This window comes from Hymenobacter sp. (genome assembly GCF_036387835.1).
Lineage (GTDB): Bacteria > Bacteroidota > Bacteroidia > Cytophagales > Hymenobacteraceae > Hymenobacter.
In genome coordinates, this window is the sequence record NZ_DASVSY010000079.1 from 173,536 (window position 1) to 198,994 (window position 25,459).

19 protein-coding genes are annotated in these 25,459 nt (G+C 55.7%); 10 read left to right on the plus strand and 9 right to left on the minus strand.

The window, feature by feature from the left end; translation table 11 throughout:
* Positions 1–39: 39 nt before the first annotated feature.
* From rlmB to VF639_RS15990, 5 genes are all read right to left on the minus strand, one after another.
* On the minus strand, positions 40–1,053 hold the full coding sequence (rlmB, locus tag VF639_RS15970) for a 23S rRNA (guanosine(2251)-2'-O)-methyltransferase RlmB (RefSeq protein ID WP_331146924.1): 1,014 nt from the start codon (positions 1,051–1,053) through the stop codon (positions 40–42).
* Positions 1,017–2,222: a GWxTD domain-containing protein gene (locus tag VF639_RS15975; protein ID WP_331146925.1), complete on the minus strand. Its 1,206-nt coding sequence runs from the start codon at positions 2,220–2,222 to the stop codon at positions 1,017–1,019. Before VF639_RS15975 ends, rlmB begins: the two co-directional genes overlap by 37 nt.
* A gap of 126 nt (positions 2,223–2,348) precedes the next feature.
* Positions 2,349–5,348, minus strand: a complete 3,000-nt coding sequence (locus VF639_RS15980) for a glycosyltransferase family 117 protein (RefSeq protein WP_331146926.1) — start codon at positions 5,346–5,348, stop codon at positions 2,349–2,351.
* Positions 5,349–5,564: 216 nt separating this feature from the next.
* Positions 5,565–6,200, minus strand: a complete 636-nt coding sequence (locus VF639_RS15985) for a T9SS type A sorting domain-containing protein (RefSeq protein WP_331146927.1) — start codon at positions 6,198–6,200, stop codon at positions 5,565–5,567.
* Between the two features lie 316 nt (positions 6,201–6,516).
* A complete protein-coding gene (locus tag VF639_RS15990) occupies positions 6,517–7,281 on the minus strand; it encodes a biotin--[acetyl-CoA-carboxylase] ligase (RefSeq protein WP_331146928.1) in 765 nt (254 codons plus the stop codon).
* A gap of 42 nt (positions 7,282–7,323) precedes the next feature.
* On the opposite strand from VF639_RS15990, the gene rsfS reads away from it, so the two are divergent.
* Positions 7,324–7,713 carry a ribosome silencing factor gene (gene rsfS / locus VF639_RS15995; RefSeq protein WP_331146929.1) on the plus strand — a complete coding sequence of 130 codons (390 nt, stop codon included), beginning with the start codon at positions 7,324–7,326 and terminating at the stop codon, positions 7,711–7,713.
* A 92-nt stretch (positions 7,714–7,805) separates the two neighbouring features.
* Positions 7,806–9,932 carry an ATP-dependent zinc metalloprotease FtsH gene (ftsH, locus tag VF639_RS16000; RefSeq protein WP_331146930.1) on the plus strand — a complete coding sequence of 709 codons (2,127 nt, stop codon included), beginning with the start codon at positions 7,806–7,808 and terminating at the stop codon, positions 9,930–9,932.
* Positions 9,933–10,260: 328 nt separating this feature from the next.
* Here the strand turns inward: ftsH and VF639_RS16005 are convergent, their stop codons facing one another.
* Positions 10,261–11,526 carry a tetratricopeptide repeat protein gene (locus VF639_RS16005; RefSeq protein WP_331146931.1) on the minus strand — a complete coding sequence of 422 codons (1,266 nt, stop codon included), beginning with the start codon at positions 11,524–11,526 and terminating at the stop codon, positions 10,261–10,263.
* A 470-nt stretch (positions 11,527–11,996) separates the two neighbouring features.
* On the opposite strand from VF639_RS16005, the gene VF639_RS16010 reads away from it, so the two are divergent.
* The 5 genes from VF639_RS16010 (at position 11,997) to VF639_RS16030 (ending at position 19,118) form a co-directional block, all read left to right on the plus strand.
* A complete protein-coding gene (locus tag VF639_RS16010) occupies positions 11,997–12,653 on the plus strand; it encodes a LutC/YkgG family protein (protein ID WP_331146932.1) in 657 nt (218 codons plus the stop codon).
* Positions 12,628–13,410: a UDP-2,3-diacylglucosamine diphosphatase gene (locus tag VF639_RS16015; RefSeq protein WP_331146933.1), complete on the plus strand. Its 783-nt coding sequence runs from the start codon at positions 12,628–12,630 to the stop codon at positions 13,408–13,410. Before VF639_RS16010 ends, VF639_RS16015 begins: the two co-directional genes overlap by 26 nt.
* A gap of 118 nt (positions 13,411–13,528) precedes the next feature.
* Entirely contained in the window at positions 13,529–14,365 is an 837-nt protein-coding gene (locus VF639_RS16020) for a hypothetical protein (protein WP_331146934.1), read from the plus strand.
* Between the two features lie 506 nt (positions 14,366–14,871).
* Entirely contained in the window at positions 14,872–16,035 is a 1,164-nt protein-coding gene (locus tag VF639_RS16025; RefSeq protein ID WP_331146935.1) for a zinc-dependent alcohol dehydrogenase, read from the plus strand.
* Between the two features lie 425 nt (positions 16,036–16,460).
* The gene (locus tag VF639_RS16030; RefSeq protein WP_331146936.1) at positions 16,461–19,118 is read left to right on the plus strand and encodes a S8 family serine peptidase; all 2,658 of its coding nucleotides are present in this window, start codon (positions 16,461–16,463) and stop codon (positions 19,116–19,118) included.
* 287 nt (positions 19,119–19,405) lie between these two features.
* On the opposite strand, the gene VF639_RS16035 is transcribed toward VF639_RS16030, so the two are convergent.
* Positions 19,406–20,215 carry a M57 family metalloprotease gene (locus VF639_RS16035; protein ID WP_331146937.1) on the minus strand — a complete coding sequence of 270 codons (810 nt, stop codon included), beginning with the start codon at positions 20,213–20,215 and terminating at the stop codon, positions 19,406–19,408.
* Positions 20,216–20,602: 387 nt separating this feature from the next.
* On the opposite strand from VF639_RS16035, the gene VF639_RS16040 reads away from it, so the two are divergent.
* On the plus strand, positions 20,603–22,258 hold the full coding sequence (locus tag VF639_RS16040) for a PSP1 domain-containing protein (protein ID WP_331146938.1): 1,656 nt from the start codon (positions 20,603–20,605) through the stop codon (positions 22,256–22,258).
* A 15-nt stretch (positions 22,259–22,273) separates the two neighbouring features.
* A complete protein-coding gene (locus tag VF639_RS16045; RefSeq protein WP_331146939.1) occupies positions 22,274–22,765 on the plus strand; it encodes a gliding motility lipoprotein GldH in 492 nt (163 codons plus the stop codon).
* 130 nt (positions 22,766–22,895) lie between these two features.
* Here the strand turns inward: VF639_RS16045 and VF639_RS16050 are convergent, their stop codons facing one another.
* Positions 22,896–23,093, minus strand: coding sequence for a cold-shock protein (locus VF639_RS16050; RefSeq protein ID WP_331146940.1), 198 nt, complete (start codon positions 23,091–23,093; stop codon positions 22,896–22,898).
* A gap of 191 nt (positions 23,094–23,284) precedes the next feature.
* Here VF639_RS16050 and VF639_RS16055 point away from each other — a divergent pair, with 191 nt between their 5' ends.
* Positions 23,285–24,130: a hypothetical protein gene (locus VF639_RS16055; protein WP_331146941.1), complete on the plus strand. Its 846-nt coding sequence runs from the start codon at positions 23,285–23,287 to the stop codon at positions 24,128–24,130.
* Positions 24,131–24,417: 287 nt separating this feature from the next.
* On the opposite strand, the gene VF639_RS16060 is transcribed toward VF639_RS16055, so the two are convergent.
* Positions 24,418–25,311 carry a hypothetical protein gene (locus tag VF639_RS16060; RefSeq protein WP_331146942.1) on the minus strand — a complete coding sequence of 298 codons (894 nt, stop codon included), beginning with the start codon at positions 25,309–25,311 and terminating at the stop codon, positions 24,418–24,420.
* Between the last annotated feature and the right edge of the window lie 148 nt (positions 25,312–25,459).

A 25,459-nucleotide genomic window follows, 5' to 3' on the forward strand; every position in this document is an offset into this window, starting at 1 on the left:
GACGTTCAGCGGCCATTTTTAATGCCTGATTCTTACTTTCTAGCTCTTCGTTGCAATAAGCCTCTGACGTAGTACTTCAAAGAGCATGATGCCGCTAGCAACCGAGACGTTGAGACTCTGAATCTGGCCGGACATGGGAATGCGGAGGCGTTGGTCGGCGAGGCGCAGGTATTCGGGAGAGATGCCGTCTTCTTCGGAGCCCATCAGCACGGCTACAGGGCCGGTAAGGTCCACCGTGCCGGTTTCCAGGCTGGCGTCGGCTTTCTCAGTGCAGGCCACAATCTGCACTCCCGACTCGCGCAAGAAGGTCAGCGTATTTTTCAGATTAGCTTCGCGGCAGACGGGCACTAGGTTTAAAGCACCTGCCGATGTTTTCACGGCGTCGCCGTTGATCTGAGCCGCGCCATGAGCGGGCACCACAATGGCGTGTACGCCCATACACTCGGCGTTGCGGGCAATAGCGCCGAAGTTGCGCACGTCGGTCACCCGGTCCAGAATCAGCAGGAAGGGCGTTTTGCCTTCCTCATACAACCCGGCCAAAATGCTGTCGAGCGGCATGTAGTCTATCGGCGACACGAAGGCGACGGCACCCTGGTGATTTTTGCGGGTCAGGTTGTCGAGCTTCTCTACCGGCACCGATGACACGGGAATGCCTTGCTGCCGGGCTAAATCGTTGATTTCCTGAGTGAGGCTGTTTTTAGTGCCGCGCAGCAGGAAAATTTTCTCTAGCGTCCGCCCCGCGCTTAAGGCCTCCATAATGGGCCGCAAGCCGAAGAGCATGTCGATGCTACGGTCGGCAGCGGCGGGGCGATTAGGATAGAAAGTTTTCGGCTTGTCGTAAGCGCGTCCTTCGTTGCCGCGTGGGCTTTCCGAACGATTGTCGGAGCTTTCGGGGCGGCTTTCAGGACGGCGGTAGCCACCCGGAGTGTCTTCGTTTGCGGCAGGACGACCCGCGTCGCGGCGCGGGGCACGAGGCACCGGGCGGTTCTCCGAGTCGTAGTATGTGCGGCGCTCTTTTAGCGGCCGAGGGCGGTCGTCGTTGCTTTTCTCCATTGCTCCACGGCGGCATACCAGAGTCGTTCGTACTCGGGGCGGCGCACCAAATCATAGTGTTCGGGGGCAAAGGTACTCGGTTTCGAGCGGAACGTATAGGTAGCTGATGCCCCATTATCAGTGCCATGATACACCCACCGCTCTTCCTGTGCTGTGCGGTATACGGCATCGGGCGGACCCACGGCTATGTACAACATGCCCCGGTCGGTCATCCAACCCGCCTTGTGTGCCGCAAATAGTTCATTTGCTGCTTTCACCCGGCCATAGTACGTCCGGATGGCCTGCCGGGCTATGGCTTGCTGCCCGGCCGCGGCATTCAGCCAAAATTGATCCACGGCCCGCTTGGGGTTGGGCGCATCATACAGTTTTTTGCGCTCTGCCGACGTAGTCAGGTACACTAGAGGCTGAATCAGCTCATCGGCCGTCGAGAGTTCCGGGTAGTTTTCATCAGTCACCAGCACGCCCATCAATCCTTTTTCGCCAGCCAAGCGGACTGTGTATACTCCGGCTTCCGGCAGGGACACAGGCAGGCCCGCCGGAAAAGCCAGTGAGTCGCTGACGGACAAAGTGGGCGGCGCAGAAGATTGGCGGGCCGGATCGGCGTGGGGCGGCAGCGCTGCCACGAAAGGTGCCGCATAACGGCGCACCAGCACCGGCAAGTCCTGGCCATAGCGGTCCACGTAAAATGCCTCCCCGGCCCGCACCGAACGACGTAGCAAAGGTGTGCCGAGCGTATCGGTAAGTACGTAGGGGCGAGAAAGCTGCGCCGTGGTCAACGATAGCCAAACAGCGTCGCCAGTGGCTGCCTCAGCCGCTGGTGCGCAAGCCATGCTAAGCGCGGTGCCGCTAGTGAGCTTGGCAATAGGTAGGCAAAACTCAACGCGGGCGGCTGTGCCATCAGGCCGGATACGGCGGGCAAAATGGCGAACGGTGTCGGTCCAGAGCGGGCGGCGGGCGTCGTACGTCGGCCAAGCCATTACGTGCATGGGCTGACCGCGCCGGATGGCCGCACCGTTTGGGAAGCGTAGGTAGATGCGCAAACTGTCGCCTTCGCGGCGGGTATCGAGCTGCACGCGCCGGTCGATGCGGTATTGATCAGAGAATTCTCGCTTTTGAGCAGTGGCAGGCACAACCAGCAACAGCGAGAGTAAATAAAAAAGGAATTTCATTGAAAGCAGTATAAAGCCTGTAACGCGAAGTTCCACTTCTCGACCATAGCAACGACAACGTAACAACGCTTTCGTTTAACGGTCGCGAAGTGGAACTTCGCGTTACCACTCCTCTATTTAATTAACTTACTGCCGCGGATAATACTGGTTCAGTAGCTCTAGTGCTTTGCTAGCGCGGGCCTGGTCGCCAATCTGCTCGGCGGCGCGGTATACGCTCTGCACACTTAGCAGGTAGGTCTGGTTTTCCATATCAAACAGCGCTGGATTGTGGGTCTGATAATACGGCAGTGCCACCTGCGCCCGACTAGTCATCTTGTCCATGATGTCGTTGGCGCGGGCCCGCTCGCCTACTGCTACTAATGCCGGTACAAATTGCGGGGCATAATAGTCGTACGGGATGCTGGCGTCGGGCATGGCGGCAAAGCACTTGTCTAGCACCTCTTTGGCTTTCGCCTTGTTGCCTTCCGCCAGATACGTATTGGCTAGGCGAGCAAACTTGTCACGGTAGTTAGCTGGGAAGCGCAGGTTGTTTTCGTCGTAGAAAACACCCGGATCATTAAGGCCCCGGTAAGCAAACTTTTTCATCAAACTCTCATACATCAAGTCCTTGGCTACGTAGCCTTCGTCGCCGCGAGGCTGGTAATTGGGGTCTTTCAGAGGCAGTACGCGGTAGGCCATGCCTTCCAGCTGGAAATAAGGCTGGAGGTTCATGAAGTCGGAACCGGCTACGGTGCTAGAGAAATAGATGGGCCGCTGCCAGTTATTGGTCGCCAGCATGTCCAGAATCACCAGATTTTTCTTCTCGATGGCGCCTTTGCCCATATTCCACTCCATGCGCGTCACGAGCTGCTTGCGCCGGTCTTTGGGGACGATGCCAAGCCTTTCCACGGCCGTAGTATCTACGTCGAGAAAGAAATTCGGGCTCGGAAACGACATCATAGCTGGACTGCTTTCGTCGTACGACACTTTCAACAGGTCACTGTTCTGCGTCACCAACTGAATAAATTCCTTCAGATTGATTTGCTTAACCGACGGATTTTCGGCGTAGGGTAGGTAGTCGTTGGTGCCTTGCTTGTAGCGGTTGGCCGGCATAGAAACGGGCAGCGGCTGCGACTTGTAAGCGCGGTTCTTCATCTGCTGGATGTACCAGTCGGTGTTCAGGTAGCTAAGCACGGCCACTCGCACATCGGTGCGCACGCCTTCCACTTCCTGCGCGTACCAGAGCGGGAACGTGTCGTTGTCGCCATTGGTGAACAGGATAGCGTTGGGCTGCAACGAGTTCAGCAGGTTCTTGGCGGAGTCGACGGAGTTGTAACGGCCCGAACGGTCGTGGTCATCCCAACCCTGCGTCAGCAGAAGAATTGGAGCCAGCAAGCCAATGACAGTAGCGGCCCCGGCCCGGCCCGAGTCGGCTTTCAGCACCGAACGTAGCAGCTCAGCTAAGCCTAGCACGCTCAGACCTATCCAGATGGCAAAGGCGTAGGTGGCGCCGGTGAAGGTGTAGTCTCGCTCGCGCGGCTCGATGGGCGGCTGGTTGAGATACACCACAATAGCTAAACCCGTGAATACGAACAGCAGGCCCACAATAAAGGCGTTGCGGGAGTCGCGGCGCGACTGATAAAACAAGCCAATCAACCCCAGAATCAGCGGAATAGCGAAAAAGTTGTTGCGCGCTTTGCTGTCGGCTACTCGCTCTGGTACGCCGCTTTTGCTAGCATCCCAAGGCCACAAGCCACCCGATTGTTGCACGTCGCTTTCGCGGCCTACGTAGTTCCACAAGAAGTAGCGCCAGAACTGATGGCCCATCTGGTAGCGGAACAGGAACGAGAGGTTCTGGCCCATCGTCGGCTTCACGCCTTCCTGGATGTCCACCCATTTCTGATAGTTGTAAATATGCTCGGGCTGCGGGCTGTAGATGCGGGGTAGCAGCATCTTGTCGGCATCGTCGTACACGACCACTTGGCGCTTTTCGGCTACCACGTATTTGTTGCCTTCGCGCACATAGCGCGGCGCGCCCTCGTCATAGCGAATAGGGCGTGCGTTAAACTGAGGACCGTAGAGCAACGGCCGGTCGCCGTACTGCTCGCGCTTGAGGTAGCTCACGAAGCTGAGCACATCCTCGGGGTTGTTTTCGTTGATGGTGGGATGGTAGCTGCTCCGGATAGGAACAATCAGGTAGCTGGAGTAGCCAATCAGAATAAATACCAAACTCAACATAGCCGTGTTGAGCAGCCGGTTGCGCTTCTGATAAGAATAGCGGAAGCCTAGCACCAGCAAGCCCACGAATAGCACCAGGAAAATGACGATACCGGAGTTGAAAGGCAGTCCTACGCTGTTAACGAAGAACACCTCGAACCCGCCCGCCAGCGAAGGCAAACCCGGAATAATGCCCACCATCACCAAGCCTACCAGCACCAGACTCAGCACCAACGTGACGATGCTGCCCAGGGTAGTAGGGTTTTGCGTGCGACGGTAGTAGTAGATGAAAGCCAGGGCCGGCAGCGCTAGCAAGTTCAGCAAGTGTACTCCGATGGAAAGCCCTACTACATAAGCAATAAGAATCAGCCACTTATCGGAGTCGGCTTCGTGGGCTCGGTTTTCCCACTTCAGCATAATCCAAACTACTGCTGCCGTAAACAGCGACGACATGGCATATACCTCGCCTTCCTCGGCATTAAACCAGAAAGAATCGGAGAAGGCAAAAGACAAAGCGCCTACCACCCCCGCGCCCAGAATCAACAGGCTTTGGCCGAAGGTTGGTTCGGGGACATTGGGTACTGAGTGCCCCAAGGCGCCCGAGTGATGTAGCACCAGTTTCTTGGCCAGAATGGTAATAGTCCAGAACAGAAATAAAACCGTGAACGAACTGCTTAAGGCCGATAGGGCATTAATCAACACCGAAACCTTGGTTACATCGCCAAAGGAAAGCAACGAAAACAGCCGGCCGAGCAGCAGGAAAAGAGGGGCTCCGGGTGGGTGAGGTACCAGCAGCTTATAGGAGCAGGCTATGAACTCGCCGCAGTCCCAAAACGAAGCTGTAGGTTCGAGGGTGATGAGATAAACGATGGTAGCAATGGCAAACACCAGCCAACCGACCAGGTTATTAAGGCTTTTGTATGAGCGCATACAGTGATTAGGTAGAAGGGGCAGGCCCCGGGCGGCGTCGCCTGACGCGGGCTTTTGAGCGAGGGAGGAAAGTTATAGAACGCCAAAAGTAGACAATAAATCCCGCCGTACACTGCGTCTTTAAACGTTGGAAATAGCTGCGGGCAAATAGAGCGCACAAAAAAAGCGGCCAACGAGGTGGGCCGCTTTTCAAGAGGAGACTAAAGTGTAAACGAATTAGTTTTGCAATACGAATCTCTTCGTAGACAGTACCTTGTCGTTTTGTACCAAGCTGTAGAAATACATACCGGCCGGTAAGTCTGATAAGTTGAGGGGCATTCCCGTGTTGGAGGCCTCGGTGCGCAACGAGAACGAGCGTATTTCGCGGCCCAAAACGTTAGTCAGACGCAGCTTATAATTAGAATCAACTTTCTGATTTAGTGTCACAACTACGAGACCTTTGCTTGGGTTCGGGTACACGCTAAGCGCAATACCAGCGGCTTTGCTGCTAAGAGTAGACTGCGGAGTATTGCTGACGGTAATGCTGCCTATCATGCCTTGTCGCGGAGTACTGAACGAGTGAAGTGAACAATAGTAATTAAACGTACCAAGGGCAGTGAGAGGCTGCGATGTGTACATTGTGTTCGTAGGACTGATAGTGAAGGTCGGCCACAGCATTGGGCTGGAATCCGATACAGTAGGATGAGAATTCAGTCCGATATTCACCCACCGTATTACATCGCCCGGTTGGATGACTACATTTTGAGGACGGTAGAAATTGTCGCCTACTTCTACTGTGACAGTGGCAGCCAGAGCCGACAACTGAATCAGTAACAAGCCTAACAATCCAACTATGCGAGTAGAAATTTTCATGGCAAGCAGTTTTCAAAAAGCCTGTCGGTTCGGCGGGCTTTCAAATATATGTATTTTCTTCTATTTAAGCTAAACCGCCACTGTCATGGCAGCAGAGGATCTTTTGCTAGGCAATCAAGCACCATGCCTAATTTCATATAAGCGGGTACTAATGCATAGATGGTGCTTAGAGCGAAAAGGTTGCGTTCCGTTTAAATGCCATCCAGAATATAGGATGCTCTTCTACTCGTTAATCAACAATTAAAGGTTGCTTTTTGCTCTTGGCTTGCATAAAAATATATGCCTGCTGCTTGTTTTTGTCGACCAAAAGCCGGAATCACAAGATGTAGCGAATATCCTTCAGGTCGAAGTGGCGAATTTGCCCGCCCACCGATAAGGCCAAGCGCCCAGCCTCGTCGACATCTATGATTTCGCCTGTAATTTGCCGGCCGTCTACTTCATATAAGTGGGGTTGCTGATAGCGGTAGAGCACTTGGCGGTAGTTGTGGCGGATGGCAGCGAGGCGGCCCGCCCGCAACTGCAAATAGCGCCGTTCCAGGTGTTCGAGTAGGCGGCTAGCGAGTGGCGCCAATGGGTAGGCACGCCCAGTAAGCGCGGCAAACGAGGTGGCAGTAGGCACCTGAAATTCGCGCTGATTGATATTCATTCCAATTCCTATGATACTATGCTGAATCATTGTGCCGCTAAGCGTGTTTTCAATCAGGATACCACCTAGCTTTCGGTCACCGAAAAACATGTCATTTGGCCACTTCACCCGAAGCGCGGGGTCGGGGCCAAGTAAGACCACGGCCCAGTCGTGCACAGCCAGCGCTACTGCTTGGCTGAGCAAGAACTGGTCGGGGGCGGGCAGAAAGGTAGGACGCCATACCACCGACAGCGTTAGGTTCTCGCCAGGGGCGGCTTCCCACCGGTTGCCACGCTGGCCCCGGCCGGCAGTCTGTTTGTCGGTAATTACCACGCAGCCGTCGGTGGCGCGGTTTCTGTGAATAAGATCCTGTGCTTCAGTGTTAGTTGAAGCACATTCGGGCAACGAAACCACTTGGCGGCCCGTGAATAACGTTTGGGGGGAAAGAGCCTCCACGTGTTTTTCGTACTTTGTGAAGATCAAACCTAATAATACCCCATGAAAAGTACCCTGGTTCGGCAGGATTCGGACAAGTTGGCAGAGGTAGTCGTACGCGGTATGCAGGAGAAAAAGGCCCTGGATATCGTTGTGATGAACCTTAAAGAGTTGAAAAATGCTGTAGCAGATTATTTTATCGTCTGCTCGGCCTCATCAGATACTCAAATCGATGCCATTGCGCGTTCGATAGAGGAAGAAGTGGAAAAACTTACCGGTGAAAACCCCTGGCAAACCGAGGGCCGAATGAACCGCGAATGGGTGTTGCTCGACTATGTGGATGTCGTGGTTCACGTGTTCCTGCGCGACCGGAGGCAGTTCTACGCCTTGGAAGAGCTGTGGGGTGATGCAGAAATCCGCTACATAGAGGAAGAAACTGTGTCGGCCCGATAAAGTAAAATGCGTTTGTTTTCGTTTAGTTATGAGAACAAACATGCTAGCGGGGTGTTCCGCCTTTGATTTTTTGCCTTAGCTAAACCTTATACATGTCAGATAACACGCCCAAAAAGAAAAAGCCCATGTTGCCTAGCCCGGCCCCGAAGCCTGGCATGCAACTCTGGCTACTCGCTGGGCTGGTTTTATTTCTCTGCGCTTGGCTGTTCTTTAACCAGAGCGGCAACAAAGTGGAAATAAACCAGCAAAAATTCGAGCAGATGTACGCCGCCGGTGATGTCCGCGACGTGCGGCTGCTCACCGACCGCTCCGAAGTAGAGGTGTCGTTGAAAAACGAGGCCGTGCGCGCCGGCAAATATAGAGACATGCTCAGCCGTCGTGGTCCCCTCGCTTTTGAGGCCAGTCCGCAATTCGTTTTCCGCGTCGTTGACGGGAAAACGTTCAAGGAAGACTTCGAGAAGCTGCAAGCCAATGTGCCCCTTGAGCAACGCATCGGCATCACGTTCGATACCCGCACCGGCTACGGAGACTTGGTCACTACCTGGGGTTTTACGATCCTGTTGTTCGTAGGCTTCTGGTTCCTGATGCGCCGCATGAGCGGTGGCGCTGGCGCCGGTGGTCAGATTTTCAACATCGGCAAGAGCCGGGCTGCCTTGTTCGAAGGTGGCGACAAAGTGAAAATCACGTTCAAAGACGTAGCTGGTCTGGAAGAAGCCAAAGAGGAAGTACAGGAAATCGTGGAGTTCCTCAAGAACCCTTCGAAGTTCACCATCCTTGGTGGTAAAATTCCGAAAGGGGCTTTGCTAGTAGGCCCTCCCGGTACCGGTAAAACCTTGCTGGCAAAGGCCGTAGCGGGTGAAGCCGACGTGCCGTTCTTCTCTCTCTCCGGCTCCGACTTCGTCGAGATGTTCGTGGGGGTGGGTGCCGCTCGGGTACGTGACCTTTTCAAGCAAGCCAAATCCAAGGCTCCTTGTATCATCTTCATCGACGAAATTGATGCCGTAGGCCGTAGCCGTTCGCGGGGCAATATGCCCGGTGGTAACGACGAGCGCGAAAACACGCTGAACTCGCTGCTCGTGGAAATGGACGGTTTCGGTACCGATTCCGGGGTTATTATCCTGGCCGCTACCAACCGCCCCGACACGCTTGACTCTGCCTTGCTGCGTCCCGGCCGTTTCGACCGGCAGATCAGCATTGATAAGCCCGATATTAATGGTCGCACCGAGATTTTCCAGGTGCACCTTAAGCCCTTGACGCTCGGTCCGGATGTGGAAGCTCGCCGTTTGGCAGCTCAGACTCCTGGTTTTGCCGGCGCTGAAATTGCTAACGTCTGCAACGAGGCTGCCCTCATTGCGGCCCGCCGCGACAAGAAAATGATTACCATGCAGGACTTCACCGACGCAGTTGACCGCGTTATTGGAGGTCTGGAGAAGAAAAATAAGATCATCAGCCCCGACGAGAAGCGTATTGTTGCCTACCACGAGGCAGGCCACGCCATTGCCGGCTGGTTCCTGGAGCACGCCGACCCATTGGTGAAGGTGAGCATTGTACCTCGTGGTGTTGCCGCGTTAGGATACGCTCAGTATCTGCCCCGTGAGCAGTTCCTCTACAACACCGAACAGCTTACCGACGAAATGTGCATGACCTTAGGTGGCCGAGCTGCCGAAGAGATTGTATTCGGTAAGATTTCGACTGGTGCTTTGTCTGACCTGGAGCGCATCACCAAGATGGCTTACTCCATCGTGACGATGTATGGCATGAACGCTAAGCTTGGCAACGTCTCGTACTACGACTCGAAAGGACAGAACGAGTATGGTTTCTCGAAGCCTTATTCGGAATCCACTTCGCAGATGATAGACGAAGAGGTGCGCAACATCATCGAAAACGCTTATATCCGCACCAAGGAACTGCTGACTGAGCGTCGGCACGAACTGGAAGTGGTAGCAAAAGAGCTGCTCGATAAAGAAGTGCTGCTGCAGGACGACCTGGAGCGCCTAGTCGGTAAGCGCCCACACGGTGTGCAAACCAACTACCAAGCCCACATGGCTGGTACTGACCGTAGCGAAACCCTAAGCGAGCGGAAGCAAGAGCATCCTAGTGGTGTTCCGCTTAGCGACGATTTGCCCAATCTAAACCTGCCAGGCGTAGATGCTGACTTGCCTAACGGCAGTGCCAGCTCGTCAGCCGGTTCTGGTGGCAGCGTGGTAACTCCGATGTAAGACAAAGCTTGCCCAAAATAAAAAGAGCCGGTCCGTAAGGATCGGCTCTTTTTATTTTGTCAACGCTCAAAATTGAAAAGGCTAGGTCAAGTGATCAACATCTTAGGTCTTACTAGCGAAGCTGTTTAATAAGTAAACTAAAATCCTTATGAACCGTCCTGCTTAATCCGGCATCCGCTTGCCGGAGCATCTTCAGGCTACGCGGTTTTTGCAATACTTGGTTATCAACTAAATACCATAAGCAACTGCGGCCGGAACGGGCAATACTCATTACACGAGTAAGCTCTGCCGATCCGGCCGCAGTTGCTTATGGCAAGAGCATAATGGGTTACTGATTTGATTTCATATTCAGCGATGATAAGCGCGTCTTGACGTTGCTTTTCTTCGTCTGATACTCCGAGGAATAAGCAGGACCTTGCTGGCTGGAGCTAGCCTTCATTAGTTTGCGCGTTTTCAGGTAGTCCTTGGCTTCGTTGTAGATATCAGACTTACGTTCCGCTTTCTCTAGCACAACTTGATAGTAGCGCCGGGCCGCACTTACGTTGTTTTCTTCGTCGGCGATTTTAGCCAGGTTGTAATTGGCATGCACGTAGTAGCCGACACCCGTCTGGCCAGTAGCTTCCGAAAAAACCACGCACCGCTGAAAATAGTCTTTGGCCTTCGAGGCGTTCTTATACTTGTTTTGGTTTAACCAACCCAAGTAATACGTGGCGTAACGGCCGCTAAAGCCCTCGTAGCCGGGCATTCCGCGGTTCAGCTTGTCGAGAATGTCGAGGCTGACTTGCTCACACTTCCGATGCTCTCCATTGTTGAAGCACAGCATGGCATAATACCGCTCGAAATAGCCGTTGTCGGGATAGGTGGTAGCTAGTTGGCGGGCCACTTGCAAGGCACCCGTTGAGTTGTTCTCCTGTTCGCTCCCTAATATTTTCATCAGGAAAAACTTGGCTTCCGGTCCGGCATACATGCCGTTTTCGGCTACACTTTTGATTTGCTGTAACCCAGCCTGCCGGTTGCCTTTAGGAAAAAGCAGCAGAATAGGCCGCAACCACGGATGTTCATCGGAAATCCAGGCGGCGTAATAATTGAACAAGCCTTGCCCAAGTAGGAATTCCGGGCTCAAACCATTGGCTTCTTTGCTCTTGTCGAGGTAGTCGAGGGCGCGCTTGCTGCTGACGGTGGCTCTGCGGAGGTCGTGGCGCTCGGCGTGTAGGCGCGCATCGAAGCCATAGGCCGCGGCAAGGAAAAAGCACGCTTCATAATTTTTGTTGTCTATTTCGTACAGCCGCTCGCCTTTGGTGATGGCCGTATCCATGTAAGCAAAAAATATCTTATCGTAGATAGTGTTGGTAACGTTGCTCGGCATGATTTTCCACCACGTGCTCAGGCCCATCAGGAAGTAGGGCATGGGATGTTGCGGATAGCGCCGGCGCAAAGACCGGAACTGCTTTTCCGCTTGGTCGTGCTTGGAATTGTAGAGGTTGTGCACGGCCCCGTCTAGCTCTATCTGGATATCTTGGTTGAGCAAAAGCCAACTCTTTGTATCCACCACTGATGGAGCCACATCCACGTTTTCGAGGTTGATGTTGCGCATGCCGTTCACCAGTGTTGTATCTGGCGATTGGGCAAAGGCATTAATACTTATTATGAAGAAAACCAGCACCGTCCAACTCCGCTTACCAACTGCGTGAAGATTCTCAATCGTATACGTTAGCTTTATGTATTTGTATTTTTTCTTCATGGCGAATTCCTTTCAAACGTAAAATTAAGCTATTGAAGCCACATTACATGTTTTAATAGTTGAGAAAATATAGGATATAATTCATTAAGAGAAAAACCTAGATTACTGTATTATGTTGAGTAAGGATAATGTTATACTGGAATCAAGTTTAAGACTATTTTCATAAAGGCCAGTCGTCGCCGTGGGGCAGGCCCCCACACAATTGGAATAGAAGTAGGCGTTATTCTCTCTAGTTCGTTGCCTAATGGCGTCTTGCTTTCACCGCATCGGGGTTTTGCAGCGTGGCTCGCAACTTCTACCTTAGAGCTTGTTACCTTTGAATTATGCCCGAATCGTCCCGCGATATTATTCTGCGCCGTATCCGAGAATCACTTCAGCAGCCTACCCCGCCCAAGCCTGCTCCTGACTTCACGGCTCCCTTGCATCCCCGCGCCCCCGGCGACTTAGCCGTTGCCTTTGCCGAAAGTTTTGTGCGAGTGGGCGGGCAGCTGTACTTCTGTGAGTCAGAAGAGCACTTCTACGATCAGCTTTTCACTTATAAAAAAGAGAAAGAGCTGGAGCACTTATATGTGTGGGAGCCCGAGTTGAAAAAGATGCTGCACGCTGGTGGCCTCGTTTTCAATCAGGATGAAGGCAACTTTGTGGCCCATGCCGATGCCGGACTCACTACGTGCGAGGCATTGATAGCCCGTACCGGCAGCGTACTGGTTTCGGCCGCTACCAGTAGTGGACGCCGCCTCAGCATCTACCCTGATCAGCACCTGGTATTTGCCCGCACTTCGCAAGTGGTAGCCGACATCAGCGACGCCTTGCGCAACCTGCAGCAGAAGTATGGGCAGGAGCACTTGCCGTCCATGATCTCGCTGACGACGGGCCCTAGCCGCACGGCCGATATTGAAAAGACTCTTGTGCTCGGTGCTCACGGCCCGCGCAGCCTTGCCCTGTTTTTACTGGATGACGAAGCCACCTCGCCTGCCTGATTTGACGTTGCCCCCTGGCCAGCGCGTATACTTTGCTTCCGACTTTCACCTTGGAGTGCCCGACGCCGCCAGTTCATTGGCGCGGGAGCGGCGCATTGTGCGCTGGCTGGATTCCGTAGCGCCCGATGCGGCGGCCATTTATTTGCTCGGCGATATTTTCGACTTCTGGTTTGAATATCGTCATGCCATTCCGCGCGGCTTTATTCGCTTGCAGGGCAAGCTAGCGGAGCTAACGGATGCAGGCCTGCCCGTCACGTTCTTCACCGGCAACCACGACATGTGGATGTTCGACTATTTCACCCAAGAGTTGGGTATTCCTATTCTGCGCCAACCAGTTAGCCAACAGATTGCGGGCAAGGAATTCCACATTGGGCACGGCGACGGCCTCGGGCCTAAAGACTACACTTATAAGGTGCTGAAGCGCATTTTCGCCTCGCCAGTGTCGCAGTGGCTGTTTGCGCGGTTGCATCCCAACTTCGGCATCGGCATAGCCAACGGCTGGAGCCGCCGCAGCCGCATTCAGAATACGCAGCAGGACGAAGTGTATTACGAAGACGAGGAGTGGCTGCTGATCTACTGTCGGGAGCTAGAAAAGCACTTTCACCACGATCATTATGTATTTGGGCACCGCCATTTGCCCATCGATGTGGAGGTGGCGCCGGGTAGCCGCTATATGAACCTCGGCGAATGGGTCAATTATTGCTCGTATGGCGTTTATGATGGCACCGACCTGGTTCTGCAGCATTTCGAGAAGTGAGAACTTAGAAGCAAGAAATAAGAGGTTGGGGCAAGAGATTACGCGGCTACTGCTCAGGTTTTTCCTCGTCTCAATTTTCGCTTTTCAGTTCTCAGTTCTATGCCTCGCCCAATCCACCGTGCCCAATCCGGCGTCGGTGGCGCCGCCTGGCCAGCAGCCGGCTCCTGTACAGAACACTGCGGTGAAAGCCGCCGAAACGGCTGCCACCGCACCAGCCTGGACGCTGGTGCGCAGTGTAGCGCTGCCGAAACCCGGCGTGGCTTCGCTGGACCGGCGCGGCACCTTGTATGTGGCCGACGCTCAAAACAACGTGCACCAATACGGGCCCGACGGTCAGGCCCTGAACACCTACTCGCCGCCGCAGCCCGGCCACGTGGCGCAGATTGAAGCCTGGAACACCACTAAAATTCTGGTTTTCTACGATGACCGGCAGCAACTGCTGCTACTCGACCGATTTGTGGCTCCCATAAGCCAGCTCAACCTGTTGGACTTGCTCGACGGCACTGCCCGCGCCACCACTCTGGCTCCCGACGACCGGATCTGGCTGCTCAACGAATCGGATTTAACCTTACGCCAATTCGACCCGACGCAGCCGCGCAACACCCGCAGTACGCCCCTCGACCTACTTATTGGGCGTTCTAAACCCGATTTTCGGTTTTTGCGTGAGTATCAGAACAACTTGTATCTGGTTGACCGGGTGAATGGTATCTATGTGTTCGACAACCTTGGCAACTACCGTAAAAAGCTGCCTTTCCTCGGCCTAAACACCGTCGGCTTTCGAGGCGACGAGCTATACTATCTGGCTGAAGGCGCCGTGCAGCTTTTTCATCTCTACAATCTTACGCAGCGCACTTTGTCCTTGCCCGTGCCGGCTGCCGATGTGCGGCAGGTGCTGCTAGGAGAAACTTACGCCTACGTTTTTACCGCGGCGGGCATTCAAGTATATAAGTTGTAAGCAACTCCGAGCAGCGGTAAGTGAACACGCTGCAAGAACAACGAAGCCGCCCGACAGCAGATCAAAAGTCTGTTGCTGAGCGTTTTTTATTAGGTACGGAGGTACTATTATAAAGAAAGGCATTGAGGCTGTTTAGCAAGTGTTCAACTCCCCAGACCGTCATACTTGCTCCAGTATCCGCGCCGGCGCAGCAGGAGCCGAAGCATCTGGTGTGCTAAGGTTGTGGTGCTAGTGATTCTACCACCCAAGCCAGACGCTTCGACTACGCCTCCGGTCCCTGGTTTGATGCGCCACCTGCGGACGCCAAATCAAGCAGGATGGGGCGAGTAACTTCCTAAGCAACGTCATTGGCATTTCGCTGCTCCAGCAACAGGAGGTAGGTTATAGGCTTTTGAAACCAAAGCAGGGCATAAGCTGAACAATAACCCCGCCTTAAGCGCCACCGTTAGCCTTGTACTGGCTTCGGCCGTTCTGCTCCTCTTCCACATCCAAAACCAGACCTCGCTATGAAAGCACTCGTGTATCACGGGATGAAAGACGTTCGCGTCGACACCGTAGATGATCCTAAAATTGAAGATGCTCGCGACGCCATTATTCGCGTTACGAGCACGGCTATCTGCGGTTCCGACCTGCACATTTACAACGGCAGCATCCCGCAGCCCCGGCCCATGGTGCTTGGGCACGAGTTTATGGGCATTGTGGAAGAAGTAGGTAAAGGAGTTGGCAATAAGCTTAAAGTAGGCGACCGGGTGGTGGTTCCGTTTCCCGTTGCCTGCGGTACTTGCTATTTCTGCAACCACCAGCTGCCAGGCCACTGCGAAAATTCCAACCCCGACCATTACGGTCCGGAAGGCGGCCTAGCCACCGAAAAAGGCGGCGCCCTCTTTGGCTACACCGACCTGTACGGCGGCTACAATGGCGGCCAGGCTGAGTTTGTGCGCGTACCCTACGCGGATTTCGGGCCCCGCGTTATTCCTGATTTCCTCACCGACGAGCAGGCGCTGTTCCTGACCGATATCTTCCCAACGGGTTATTCCGGCATTGATTGGGCCGACGTGAAAGGTGGTGAGTTCGTGGCCATTTTCGGGTCGGGTCCGGTAGGTATCATGGCCGCTAAGTCGGCGTGGCTGCGTGGGGCGGCCCGCGTGGTGCTCGTCGATACGCAGCAGTACCGCCTCGACAAAGCCAAGCGCGTTACCAACTCGGAAATTATTCTGTGGGAAAACGCTAGCGATGTAGTAGAGCAAATCCGGGCCATGAGCGAAGGCCGGGGCGCCGATGTGTGCGTGGAGTGCGTGGGCTTCGAGCCCGACCGCGACCTGCTCGACCGGGCTAAAGCTGTTCTGAACCTTGAAAAAGGCTCGCCGAAAGTTCTTGAGGCCTGCATGAGCGCCGTGCGGCGCGGCGGCGTCGTGACGGTGCTAGGCGTGTACAGCTCGCCCTACGACAACTTCCCCATCCATCAGTTTTTCGACAAGGGCATCACTATCCGCGGTGGTCAGGCCCCCGCGCAAAAGCACATCGACAAGCTGCTTCAGTATGTAATAGAAGGCAAAGTGGTGCTCGACGACATCATCTCGCACCGCCTGCCACTCTCGGAAGCCGCCCACGGCTACGACATCTTCCGCAACAAGAAAGACAACTGCCTGAAAGTGGTGCTGAAGCCGTAGGCTTAATTCGCTTGTCAAGTACAAAAAGAGCCTGCTGGATGCAGGCTCTTTTTATGTTCAGAAATGAGCAGGCAGCAGCTGTGGGCGCATTGTAATGGTTCCTTGAACGAGGTAGAGACGCGGCACTCGCGTCTCCTCGTTGAACCACCGGAATCATACTTAACCCACGGCCTTGTTCAACGATATGCGAAGCACAGGCTTCGCGCTACAGCCACCTAAACAACATCAGCAACGAAGAGACGCGAAGTGTCGCGTCTCGACCTCGTTCAAGGAACCGTTACAGGTGCGACTCATTATAACAGGCCACAATTTTATAGACAAAGCAGCAGGGGAAGAAAAAGGCTGGTAGGGCATTTCTCTTAACTTTGAAAGAGTCTGTTGAGCTGTAATTAAGGAGCGTATAATTTAGAATTAACTATTTGCGTATGGTTTACCACGCGGTCCGGAGTTGGCTTCGGGGCTCTTTCCTGATCAGCGGATTTCTGTTTGCCGGGCCGAGCCTACTGTTGGCCCAACAGACCCGAACTGCTCCGGTCGATAAGCTGGCGCCTGCGTTGCGTTTGTCGGCACGGCAGCCGGCCGCGGCTAGGCAGAACGTGCGGGTGAGTGTGCAGGAACAGGCGGCATTCCAGAAGTGGGCTCAGCAGACGCTGCCAGGGGTGCAGATAAGCTCGGAAGCTGGTCATCCGGGGCTGCTGACGTTGGTAGAGGTGAGCAGCGTCCAACTAGATCTGCTTGTGAATTCGCCCTTGGTGCTGTTCATAGATGTGCCCAACCGTGTTGCCCGCGATGAGCGGCAGTTGAACCGGGCCGATCCAACGGTGAACAGCGTAACGGCGGTGCACCGGCGCTACCCGGGTCTTACGGGGCAGGGGCTTACGGTTTCGGTGAAAGAAAACCCTTTCGACCCTACTGATATCGACTTCAAAGGGCGGTTGGTGGATGTCAACTTGAATGCTACTACCCGCTCGGAGCACGCCACTAGTATGGCTACGCTCATAGCGGGCGGCGGCAACTCGGCTCCTAGCGGCAAGGGAGTTGCCTGGCAGGCCCGGCTCACCTCGGCCGACTACGCCAACCTGCTGCCCGACGATGACGCACAGCTTGCCTCGCGGGGCGTGAGCGTGCAAAACCACTCGTATGGCACCGGCATCGAGAATTACTACGGCCTAGAGGCGCAGGCCTACGACGCGCAAAGCCGGCGGAACCCCACGCTGCTGCACGTTTTTTCGTCGGGAAACTCTGGCAACCAAACCGGTGCTATGGGTACCTACCGAGGGCTGGCAGCCGTAGCCAACCTAACCGGGCAGTTCAAAATGTCGAAAAACACGCTAAGTGTGGGCGCCACCAATGCGCAGGGGCAAGTGGCCGCGCTTAGCTCGCGCGGGCCGGCCTACGATGGCCGCGTGAAGCCCGAGTTGGTAGCTTTTGGCGATGATGGTTCTTCTGACGCGGCGGCACTAGTATCGGGCATTAGCTTATTGGCGCAACACGCCTACCGGGATGGGAACAACGGCGCGTTGCCGCCAGCATCCTTGGTGAAAGCAGCCATGATTAACAGCGCCGACGACACAGGCCGCCCCGCCGTCGATTTCGTGTCGGGCTATGGGCAAGCCGATGCGCTTGGTACTGTACGTACTCTGCTCGACGGCCGCTACCAAACCGGAACGGTAGCCCAGGGGGAGGTGCAGCGGGTTGTGCTGACAGCACCCGCCGATGCGCAGCAATTGAAAGTGACGCTCACCTGGACCGACCCCGAAGCAGCCGCCAATGCCCAACAAGCCTTAATCAACGACCTGGATCTGGAGGTGGTTGATTTGACGATGGCGCGCAGTATACGTTGGCTGCCCTGGACGCTCAGCTCGTTTCCGCATCCTGATTCCCTGGCTCTGCCCGCCCGTCGTCGTCCCGACCACCTGAACAACGTAGAACAAGTTACGTTGCCTGTTTCCGGGCCCGGTCGATACTTGGTATTGATCCGGGGCTTCAACGTGCCCACTGGTTCGCAAGCATTTAGTGTCGCCTACGAGTTTGAAAGCGGGCTGGAATGGGTGCATCCGCTCGGAAACCGTAGCCTCCGGCCCGGCGTTATCGAACAGCTCCGCTGGCAATGGGCCGGCCCCGCCACCACTGCCCGCCTCGACTATCGCTCCGTTGGAACCAACAACTGGCAGCTCATCAACCCGAGCGTTGACTTGGCGCAGCGCGGCTATGCTTGGTCGGTGCCCGATGCTACCACGCTGACGCAGCTACGGCTCACGACGGCCAATGGCACCGCGTATGTGTCGGATACTTTTGCTGTTGCGCGGGCCTTGCCGCTGCGCGTCGGCTACGCCTGCCCCGACGAGGCCTTGCTGTACTGGAACCAGGTGCCGGGCGCCACCCGCTACCAGGTGTATCGGCTTGGGGCTACGCAGCTAGAGCCGTTTCTGCTTACCACCGACACGGCGTTTGTTTTACCGAAGGCGCAACAGCAGGTTTCGCCTTACTACGCCGTGGAGCCAGTGCTCGGACCGTTGCGGGGCGAGCGGGGCACTACCATCGACGTTGTCAATACCGGCCTCAACTGCTACCTCCGATCCTTCGTGCCGCGGCAGACCGTGGCCGATACGGTGCGGCTGCTGTTGGAGCTAGGCAGTACGTTTCGGTTGCAGTCGGTGAGCTTGCAGCGCCGCGAACAGGGCGAGTTCCGCACTATTCAGGAACTCAGTACCCCATTAGCTCTCACGGCAGAACTTACGGATTTAGACGCTGCGCCGGGTATCAACGAGTACCGCATGTTCCTCCAAGATGCCAGCGGCCGTGCCTTCTACAGTCAGGTTGAGTCAGTTTATCAGGTTAGGCGCAATGAATTGCTGGTCTTCCCGGTGCCGGTGAAAGCCGGGGAGCCGTTGAGCGTAGTCGGGGAGCCGGGCGTGCCATTGAACCTGCGACTGTACGATAGTGTCGGCCGCCTCCTGCGCGAAACCAATGTGGAAGGCACCATTAATACGTTCGACACCAGCGGCATTCGTTCCGGGGTGTACCTGCTGCGGGCACGTGCTGGCGGTACCACCGTCACCCGGCGCATCGTCATACTATAGGATACAGCGCAAGTTCGGCGTGGCCGCGTAGCAACTCCAGGATTATAGGCCTGAGTTGACCGTGGACGTGTGGGCCGCGTAGCAGCGCCAGAAGGTGTTTCTGGCACTGCTACGCGGCCCACAGTGCGTGCACACCGTAAAGCAAAAAGTCCCCAACCTAAAAGGTCGGGGACTTGTGGTGGCTTCTTGGCTTCTACTTTATTAGATAGTGAGCAGTTAAAAAGGAAGTTCGTTGACGCTTGGTTTACATCCTTTCTTACTACTCACTCCCAATGTCTCAATACTCCTTAATACAGGTAATTGAGAGCCGTGCGGTCGTTTGCGTTGAACGGACGGTTGGCACCCGAGCCGATGCAAGCCAGCATCCACGATGTTGGGTCGGGGCCGGAAGCAGTACCCGGAATGTACACGGCTCCCACTGAGCTGGCGCCTTCGTTGGTATACTGTCCGCCGCAGCTGTACGAGCGGTCAGCATAGTCGGTGTGGCGGAAGCCGATGCAGTGACCCACCTCGTGCGCCAGAATGGTAGCAATGTAGGTAGACGCGTTGGCCGTACCAATAGCCCCCGAATTCACTTGAACCCGATTGTAAGGGTTGCCGCCGGTAGGGAAGCCCGCCGAAGCCAGGTAGCCCGAGCCCGAAGGCGCCGCCGTCAACACGATTTCACCGCCCGACGTTACGCGCGTGAACCGCAGGCGCAGGTTCTCGGCGTTGTAGCGCCGAATCAGCTCGTCGGTAGCCGTGATGTAAGCGGAAGGCAGGCTGGTAGAAACCCGAATGCTAATGGTGCGGGTGCCGCCCGAGGTGCTGACCAGGTTGTTGGTCCGGTACTGCTCGTCCTGGCCTACGCGCAGCATCGAATACTCTGGCTGGCTGTTGAGCATCTCGTCGGTGAGCAGAATGTCGCCTTCTACCAGAATGCCGCCCTCAACCGGTTTGGCCTCTTGCGTGCTAAAACCCAAGGTGCGAATCTGGCTTAAGCTTTCTTCTGAAATTTCATTTTTAGCTACTACCTCCTGCTTCTTTTCGCAGGAACTAAGAGCCAGTGCAGCACCCATCAGGAGGGCCAGCGGAGCGAGTAATTGGTTTTTTTTCATGAAAGCTGGTTGATTTGGTTGTGGAAGAAAGGAGCGAATCGTGCTGAAAAAGTAGTGCTTTGTTGAGGATACTTCAAAATATGTACCTATGTAGTGCCATAATTATATACAAAAGCTCATTTTAGGAAAATGCCAATACACTATAAAAAACCTCATAGCTGTTGAATGGAGGCAAGATGAACAGATAGAGCAGCCGGAAAAAAATATAATTGAAAGATCATCCGTTATTACATAGCGCTACTTGAATAATACACCTTACTTGTCTTCGCCTTTCCCTGCACTTCAGAATTGGAATGGTCGAGTGAACCCCGTTTTTGAATTGCGTATCTTTGTAGAAACCGAACTTTCGCGGCGCCCGACGCTGCTTCACTATATAGATTTCTCTCAGTGGCTTGTACTTCCTGTTCTACTGGCGGTGGCTGCTCTACTACTACCTCGGGCTGCGGCTCGAAGGGAAGCTGTAGCAGCGGCTGTACCCGCCTCAACGTGTTCGATTGGCTTCAAGACCTCGACACCCCAAGCGACTTCAAAGGCTTTGATATCGTAGAAATCCGCTTTAAGGGCGGCCGCAAAGACTTCTACCGCAATACCTACCACCTGCCGCTGGTTACTGGCGACGCTGTGGTAGTGGAGGCGGGCGGCAATGGCTGGCATTTGGGCCACGTTTCGCTGAAGGGCGAGCTGGTGCGCCTGCAGATGAAAAAGAAGAAAGTCCCCCTCGATTCCAAAGACATCCATAACATCCTGCGGGTAGCTACCGAGCAGGACATCGAGCGCTGGAACGCCGTGCGCGACCTCGAAACCGGCACCATGTTCCGGGCCCGCACCGTGGTTGATGAGCTGCGCCTGCGCATGAAGCTCTCCGACGTGGAATACCAGGCCGACCGCACCCGCGCCACCTTCTTCTACTCGGCCGAGGACCGCGTCGACTTCCGCGACCTAATCAAGCGGCTCGCCGACGAGTTTCGGGTGCGGGTGGAGATGCGCCAAATTTCGCTGCGCCACGAAGCCGGCCGCCTTGGGGGCATTGGCGTGTGCGGCCGTGAACTGTGCTGCTCCACCTGGCTCACCGACTTCAAGAGCGTGAGTACCACCGCGGCCCGCTACCAGAACCTGAGTTTGAACCCGGCCAAGCTTTCCGGGCAGTGTGGTCGCCTCAAGTGCTGCCTCAACTACGAGCTCGATACCTACCTCGATGCCCTGAAAGATATTCCGCAGGTGCAGCGCCCGCTGCAAACCGAGAAAGGCGACTACGTGCTGCAAAAAACCGACATCTTCAAGAAGAAAATGTGGTTTGCCGTGCGAGGCGACAACAATTGGGTGGTGCTGCCCACCGAGCGGGTACGTGAGGTGCTGGAAATGAACAAGCGCGGCGAGAAAGTGGAAACACTGCTAGTACCGGTACGCGAAGAAGAAAAAGAGCCTGAAGTAACCGCCATCGTGGAAGGCTCCCTGGAACGTCTCGACGACAAAATCAAGTCCAGCAAGCGCAGTAAGCGCGGCAAAAAGAAAGGCAAATCAGAAGGTAAGCCCGAAGGCGCGGTAGTGGTAGCAACTCCCCGGGAAGTTGCGCCCAAAGAGGCCACTATTAGGGGAGGAGCCCCGGTAACTCGTCCGGTGGTGGCAGAGGTGCCGGCAACTGCGGAGGGCTCTTCCGAGTCTGCCACTGCGGGCGAGGAAACCCGCCGTCCCCGCGGAGCTGCCGCCCGGCCGCTAAACCGCCGCAACAACCGCAACCGCTCCGGTAACTCAGCGGAGGGAAAGCGCGGCGAAGGCCAGCCACGAGCCACCGAAGGCAACTCTGCCGAGGGCGGCAAACCGGCCGGCAGCACCGAGGCCCGTCCACCCCGTCAGGGAAGCGAGCGGCGCGGTGGCCGGGGTGCCGCAACACCCGGAGAAGGTGGCGCCAACCGGGCCAGTGAGGCAGAAGGCAACGCCAACCGTCCACCCCGTGAAGGTGGCCGTTCGGGCCGCCGCGGGGGCGGACGCCGCCCCGAGGGTGGTGCCTCCGGTGCGCCTTCTGCCTCTCCCGCCGCTTCCTAAGTTCCTATGATGTCTATGCGTAAGTTTCGTTTGCTGCCGGCTTTTGGGCTGTTTTTGCTGGTGCTGCTGACCGCCTGCGACCCGAGCCAGGTGTATGAGAAGAACATTGATTTCGACAACTACACCTGGTCGGTGCGGCAGAAGCCCTCTTTCACTTTCGATATTGCCGATACCACGCAGCGCTACGATGTGTACTTCAACATCCGGAACGCCTCGGCTTACGGCTACTACAATCTGTACGTGAAGCACACCCTCACCGACCCGGCCAACAAGCAGGTGTCGCAGCTGCTGCACCAGATGCTGCTCATGGACCCGCAAACCGGGGAGCCCCGCGGCAAAGGCACCGGCGACATCTACGACCATCAGTTTCTGGCTTTGCCCAACCAAAAGTTTCAGCGGGCCGGCACCTACAAGATTGTGCTGGAGCAGTACATGCGCCAAGACCAGTTGCCGGGCCTGATGGCCGTAGGGGTGCGTGTAGCCAAAGCCAAAGCCGCTACACCTTAAGCAAACAGTGTCATTCCGACGAAGGAGGAACGACACCGTTTGGCTGACAGTTTCAACAACTCCTTTACACAAACAAAGACGCCCTGGTGTGGAAACCGGGGCGTCTTTTTGCGTGCGTACCGTAAAGTAATTATGCAGTGATACGCTCCACTTTAACAGCGTTCAGACCTTTCTTGCCTTCGATAACTTCGAATGAAACCCGGTCATTCTCCCGAATCTCGTGAATCAAGCCTGTCTGGTGCACAAAAATATCCTGGCTGTTTTCGTCCTGAATGATGAAGCCAAACCCCTTGGCTTCATTGTAAAACTTCACTTTCCCGGTTTTCATAAGGGTACTAAGGTTGATTTGGTAGTGGAAAGGGTAAAAAGACGCGGGTAAATCTAAGGGGTATTTTGGAACTCACCCAACGTAGGCGCACCAATTCCAACCCCAGCCGCAGCAGAAGCGTAGCAGTAACTTCCCGACTTTGCTGCCCAATGCAGCGGCAGTTGTCGTTTCACTTCCTGCACTTTTCGCCCATGGAACCCCAAGCTAATCCGAACCCCGACCACGCTACGCCGCCCGCAAATGCTATGCCTGCCGCGCCCACTTTCGACCCGCACGAGGTGCCAGGCAGTGAGGCAACCAACAGCATCACCGAGGCCTACGACGACGAAGACCGCACCGAAAACCAGCAAGCCAGTCCTGGACGGGGCGAGTTTGGACCGCACGGCCAGGGCCACACGCAAGGCGGCTACGGCAACCAGTACCGGGCCGACGAAGTGTACGGCGGCCAGCTAAACCCCGCTGCGCCCACCCGGGGCAGCTACGACGGAGGCAAGCCCGAAAACAACACCGGCTCGGAAACCAGCACGCCCTCTAACCGCAGCACCAGCGCCTTTGGCACCCAACCCAGCACGCCCCCCGCCGGCTCTACCGTCTCGCCCGACTACGCCAACGACAACGACGCCCCGCAGCAAACCGGCGGCTACAGTGAAGACTACGGCCGCTCGTCGTTGGTAGGCAGTGCGGCGACCGGCAACGCCGGGGCCAACCTAACCGGCCAGCGCAATCAGGAAGAAAGCTACATCCCAGCCGACTCCAAAGAAGCAGCAGCCACGCCGGGCGGTTTCCAGGCTATACCGGCCCCCGTGCCTAACCAACCCGCCGTAGCCGGCGCCAACGAGCACACTAAGTCGGCGCCGGCCCGTGAGGCCGACGAGTCGCGCACCGGCTACGTGCGCACCGACGGCGAGCAGAGCGAGCAAGGCAGCACCAGCACCGGCATTGGCAGCCGCGGCGGCTCCTACAACGACCCCACCGGCCCCAAGTCTGATGCCCCTGGCCAGTCGGGCCCGCAAAACACCGACCCGAAAGCAGAGTAGCCGGTGAATTATTACTATTACGCTGCACTTCCTTCTCGGCTTCCGCAAACTCCCTTTTCAACCAAGCCGCTGATGCCAGGCATACTAGTAGCGAAGCAAAAGGTAACGCGAAGTTGTACTTTGCGAGGCATTGAACGACTGGCTGCCCCGTTTGAGCAGACGTCAGCACGCGCCTCGCGAAGTACAACTTCGCGTTACCTTTTTGTATGTCCGGGTGGTACGCGGTAACTACTTCTGTGCTTCAGAAACAACCTGTTTAGAGCAGCGCGTAACAGCATTAGCTGGCTTTACTTGGGTTCCTTGTTCGTTGGAAGGACAGGCTTTTTGGTGGCTTGATAGATGCGGCCTTTTTCGTTGCTGAAAACAAAGCTGTTGTTATCAAGGAAGGCGAGGGCCTCAGCTTGGCCGGAGGTAGGTACGGGCAGGCAGCTCTTAGCACCGTCGAAGAGGCGGTGGCCGGGCTGGCGCTCAATCAGGTAGATGTGGCCGTAGCCGAGCAGTGCCACGGTGCGGCTGTCCGGACTGAGGGCAGCGGCCGTTATCCAGGTGTTGATTTTGATGCTGTCGAGGAGGGTGGCTACGTGGTAGCCGGGTCGGGCTGGCAGGGCGTACATCTTCACCCAATGACCCTTGCCGCGGTTTTTGGTGAACAGGTAGAGGCTATCTTGACGGTAGTAAAAGGCTTCGCAGTCGAAGTTGCGCTCGTCTTTGCGGGGCGGGAAGTCGCGTTGGTCGGGGTAGCGGAAGCGAATGGTATCAATCTGGCGCAGATTAGAGCCGCTGAGCCGGTAAATGGCGAGGTTGCGGCGCTTGTTTTGGTTGTTGCCGAAGTCGCCGATGTAGAGGCGGCCTTCGTCGTCGCGGGTGAGGTCTTCCCAATCGATGTTGACGAGAGGACTCAGGTTGAGGGTCTGGAGCAAGTCGCCTTGGGGCGTCACCTTGTAGAGGGAAGCATCGGTGCCCCCGTCGCCGTGGGTCCATAAGTCGCCGAAATCATCGGCTGGTGCAAAGCCGGAGCTTTCTACGAGCACGGTCTTCGACATTTTACCTATCTGCCGCACTACGTAGTCTTGCCGCACCTGCGAAAAGTCGCCCCGCCCTTCGTCTTGTGCGCAGCCGCAGATAACGGATTGCAGAAACACCAGCACCGGAAACAGCTTGTCGCGTAGCAGAAAGAGCATTTTTATCTATTTGGGTGACAGGGGAGGAAGTGATGGGGTGACAGGTGAAGAAGAAACAGGTGACGGGGTAGAAAACAGTTTTGGGTTCGAGAAAATTATTTCGCGCTTGCCCACCCTTGAGTCCAACAGTACGCAAATTGACGGCGCA

Coding starts and splice junctions, on each gene's coding strand:
- rlmB (WP_331146924.1), bottom strand. CDS start 1,053: ATGGAGAAAAGCAACGACGACCGCCCTCGGCCGCTAAAAGAGCGCCGC.
- VF639_RS15975 (WP_331146925.1), bottom strand. CDS start 2,222: ATGAAATTCCTTTTTTATTTACTCTCGCTGTTGCTGGTTGTGCCTGCC.
- VF639_RS15980 (WP_331146926.1), bottom strand. CDS start 5,348: ATGCGCTCATACAAAAGCCTTAATAACCTGGTCGGTTGGCTGGTGTTT.
- VF639_RS15985 (WP_331146927.1), bottom strand. CDS start 6,200: ATGAAAATTTCTACTCGCATAGTTGGATTGTTAGGCTTGTTACTGATT.
- rsfS (WP_331146929.1), top strand. CDS start 7,324: ATGAAAAGTACCCTGGTTCGGCAGGATTCGGACAAGTTGGCAGAGGTA.
- ftsH (WP_331146930.1), top strand. CDS start 7,806: ATGTCAGATAACACGCCCAAAAAGAAAAAGCCCATGTTGCCTAGCCCG.
- VF639_RS16005 (WP_331146931.1), bottom strand. CDS start 11,526: ATGCGCAACATCAACCTCGAAAACGTGGATGTGGCTCCATCAGTGGTG.
- VF639_RS16010 (WP_331146932.1), top strand. CDS start 11,997: ATGCCCGAATCGTCCCGCGATATTATTCTGCGCCGTATCCGAGAATCA.
- VF639_RS16015 (WP_331146933.1), top strand. CDS start 12,628: ATGACGAAGCCACCTCGCCTGCCTGATTTGACGTTGCCCCCTGGCCAG.
- VF639_RS16025 (WP_331146935.1), top strand. CDS start 14,872: ATGAAAGCACTCGTGTATCACGGGATGAAAGACGTTCGCGTCGACACC.
- VF639_RS16030 (WP_331146936.1), top strand. CDS start 16,461: ATGGTTTACCACGCGGTCCGGAGTTGGCTTCGGGGCTCTTTCCTGATC.
- VF639_RS16035 (WP_331146937.1), bottom strand. CDS start 20,215: ATGAAAAAAAACCAATTACTCGCTCCGCTGGCCCTCCTGATGGGTGCT.
- VF639_RS16045 (WP_331146939.1), top strand. CDS start 22,274: ATGCGTAAGTTTCGTTTGCTGCCGGCTTTTGGGCTGTTTTTGCTGGTG.
- VF639_RS16050 (WP_331146940.1), bottom strand. CDS start 23,093: ATGAAAACCGGGAAAGTGAAGTTTTACAATGAAGCCAAGGGGTTTGGC.
- VF639_RS16055 (WP_331146941.1), top strand. CDS start 23,285: ATGGAACCCCAAGCTAATCCGAACCCCGACCACGCTACGCCGCCCGCA.
- VF639_RS16060 (WP_331146942.1), bottom strand. CDS start 25,311: ATGCTCTTTCTGCTACGCGACAAGCTGTTTCCGGTGCTGGTGTTTCTG.